The 3,527-nt window shown below is 75.6% G+C and carries 1 protein-coding gene; it reads left to right on the top strand.

Going from position 1 to position 3,527, the window contains the following annotated elements:
• Positions 1-3,527, top strand: a 3,527-nt coding sequence (locus tag KBX39_RS26590) for a type I polyketide synthase (RefSeq protein WP_210873079.1), incomplete at both ends; no start/stop codon positions are given.

Raw genomic sequence — 3,527 nt, 5'->3', positions numbered from 1 at the left:
CCCGGGGTACGGCCGGCTGCCGTTCTCCTGGAACGACGTCGCCCTGCACGGCGCCGGGGCCGCGGCGGCCCGCGTCCGGGTCTCGCACACCGGCCCCGACAGCATCTCGCTGCTGCTCACCGACGTCACCGGTGCGCCCGTCATCTCCGTCGGCTCCCTGGTCCTGCGGCCGGTCTCCGCCGACCAGCTCCGCACCGCCTCCGGCGGCGGCGGCACCGAGTCGCTCTTCCAGGTCGATTGGGCGCCGCTCGCGCTGCCCGCCGGCCCGTCCACTGTCGACTGGGCGGTCATCGGCGACGCCGCGGCGCTCACCGACGCGGTCGCGGCCACCGGCACGGCCGTGGCGGCGTACCCCGACCTGACGGCCCTGGCCACGGCGATGGACGACGGGACGGACGCGCCCGGCGTGCTGGTCCTGCCGTTGCTCGACCCGCCCGCGTCGGCGGACGTGCCGCGCGCCGTCGCCGAGGCGACCCACCGGGTGCTTGCCGTGCTCCAGCAGTTCCTCGCCGAGGAGCGCTACGCGGTGTCCCGGCTGGTGGTGCTGACCTCGGGCGCGGTCGCCACCGACCGGGACGCCGACCTGACCGACCTGGCCGGCGCCGCCGTGATCGGCCTGCTCCGCTCCGCCCAGTCGGAGAACCCCGACCGGTTCGTGCTTGTCGACGTCGACGACGTGGCCGGCTGTGCCGCCGCGCTCGTCCCGGCCGTCGCGACCGACGAACCGCAGGTCGTGATCCGCGCGGGTGTCGCCGCCGGCGCCCGGCTCACCCGGGTTCCCGCCCCGGCCGAGCCGCCGGCCGCCCCGTTCGACTCCGACGGCACCGTCCTGATCACCGGCGCCACCGGCACCCTCGGCCAGCTGATGAGCCGGCACCTGGTCAGCACGTACGGCGTCCGGCACCTCATCCTCACCAGCCGGCGCGGCCGCGCCGCCGGGGGCGTCGCGGAGCTCTGCGCCGAGCTGGAGGCGCTCGGCGTGAGCGTCACCGTCGCCGCCTGCGACGTCGCCGACCGCGCCGCCGTGGCCGAGCTGCTGGCCGGCATCCCGGCGGAGCACCCCCTCACCGCTGTCGTCCACGCCGCCGGCGTCCGCGACGACGGCGTCATCTCCTCGCTCACCCCCGAGCGGATGGACGGCGTGCTGCGGCCCAAGGTCGACGCCGCGTGGCACCTGCACGAGCTGACCGCCGACCTCGGCCTGAAGGCGTTCGTCTCGTACTCCTCGCTGGCCGCCACCGCAGGCGGCCCGGGCCAGGGCAACTACGCCGCCGCCAACGCGTTCCTCGACGGGCTGGCCCACCACCGCAAGGCGCGCGGCCTCGCCGCGCTCACCCTCGCCTGGGGCCTCTGGGCCGACCGCAGCGGCATGACCACCGAGCTGGACGACGTCCACCTCAACCGGATCTCCCGCTCCGGGGTCGCCGCCATGGAGGCCGAGGAGGGGCTCGCGCTCTTCGACGTGGCCTGCCGCACCACCGACGCCGCGCTCGTCCCGGCCCGGCTGGACCTCGCCGCGATGAAGGTGCAGTTCGCCGGCGGGAGCATCCCGCCGCTGTACCGGGCGCTGATCCGCACGCCCGCGCGCGCCGCCGCGGCCACCACCGGCGCGTCACTGGTGCAGCAGCTCGCCGGGCTGGGCGACGCCGAGCGGGCCGCCGCGCTGGTCGAGATCGTCCGCGGGCAGGCCGCCGCCGTGCTCGGCTACCCCGACCCGGCGGCCATCGAGCCGCGCCGGGCGTTCAGCGAGTTCGGCTTCGACTCGCTGACCGCCGTCGAGATGCGCAACCGGCTCAACAACGCCTTCGGGATGCGGCTGCCGGCCACCCTCGTCTTCGACTATCCGACCCCGCACGACCTGGCGGGCTTCCTGGGTACGGAGATCGCCGGCACCCCGGTCCCCGTGCGACCCGCGACGACCACCGTGCCGGTCGGCGACGACGAGCCCCTCGCGATCATCGGCATGGCCTGCCGGCTGCCCGGCGGCGTGTGGTCGCCCGACGACCTGTGGCGGCTGGTGGTCGACGGCGTCGACGCGATCAGCGACCTGCCGACCGACCGTGGCTGGGACCTCGACAGCCTCTACAGCCCCGACCCCGACGCCCCCGGCACCTTCTACGCCCGCGGCGGCGGCTTCCTCAGCGGCGTGGACCGGTTCGACCCCGGCTTCTTCGGCATCTCGCCCCGCGAGGCCCTGGCCATGGACCCGCAGCAGCGGCTGCTGCTGGAAACCACCTGGGAGTCCTTCGAGTCCGCCGGCATCGACCCGGCCGACGTACGGGGCAGCAGCACCGGCGTCTTCGTCGGCACCAGCGGCCAGGACTACGGCTCGCTGCTCGCGTACTCGCCGGAGGCCGCCGAGGGCTACATGCTGACCGGGATGACCAGCAGCGTCATCTCCGGCCGGGTGGCGTACACGTTCGGGCTGGAGGGGCCGGCGGTGTCGCTGGACACGGCCTGCTCCTCGTCGCTGGTGGCCCTGCACTGGGCCGGTCAGGCGCTGCGGCGCGGCGAGTGCGACATGGCCCTCGCCGGTGGCGTGATGGTGATGGCCACCCCGACCGCCTTCGTCGAGTTCTCCCGGCAGCGCGGCCTGGCCGCCGACGGCCGGTGCAAGTCGTTCGCCGCGTCGGCCGACGGCACCGGCTGGTCCGAGGGCGTGGGCATGCTGCTCGTGCAGCGGCTCTCCGACGCGCGCCGACAGGGCCGCACCGTGTACGCGGTGGTGCGCGGCTCGGCGATCAACCAGGACGGCGCCTCCAACGGGCTGACCGCCCCGAACGGTCCGTCGCAGCAGCGGGTGATCCGCCAGGCGCTGGCGTCGGCCCGCCTTACCACGGCCGACGTGGACGTGGTCGAGGCGCACGGCACCGGCACCACGCTCGGTGACCCGATCGAGGCGCAGGCCCTGCTGGCCACGTACGGGCGGGAGCGGCCCGCCGACCGGCCGCTGCTGCTCGGCTCGATCAAGTCGAACATCGGCCACGCCCAGGCCGCCGCCGGGGTGGCCGGTGTGATCAAGATGGTGCAGGCCATCCGGCACGGCCTCGTCCCGGCGACGCTGCACGTGGACGAGCCGTCCCCGCACATCGACTGGACCTCCGGCGCCGTCGAGCTGGCCACGGAGTCGCGGCCGTGGCCGGTGGTGGACCGGCCGCGCCGGGCGGCGGTGTCGTCGTTCGGCATCTCCGGCACGAACGCCCACGTGATCATCGAGCAGGGTGACGAGCCGGTCGACGCCGCACGCGTGGACACCCGGCCCGGCCTCGTGGATTCCGGCGTCGTGGCATGGCCGCTGTCGGGGCGGTCGAGGGAAGCCCTGACCGGCCAGGCGGCCCGGCTGGCCCGGCACGTACGCGAGCACGGCGAGGTCGATGCGGCGGCGGTGGGCTGGTCCCTGACGACGACCCGGTCGACGTTCGACCACCGGGCGGCAGTGGTCGGGTCGAGCACGGAGGAGTTGCTGGCGGGGCTGGACGCTCTGGCGTCGGGGTCGCCGGCCGGCAACGTGGTCGCGGCGCCGTCGT

Source organism: Micromonospora sp. D75, from assembly GCF_018070405.1.
GTDB lineage: Bacteria > Actinomycetota > Actinomycetes > Mycobacteriales > Micromonosporaceae > Micromonospora > Micromonospora chalcea.
This window is presented reverse-complemented; position numbering and strand designations above follow the sequence as displayed.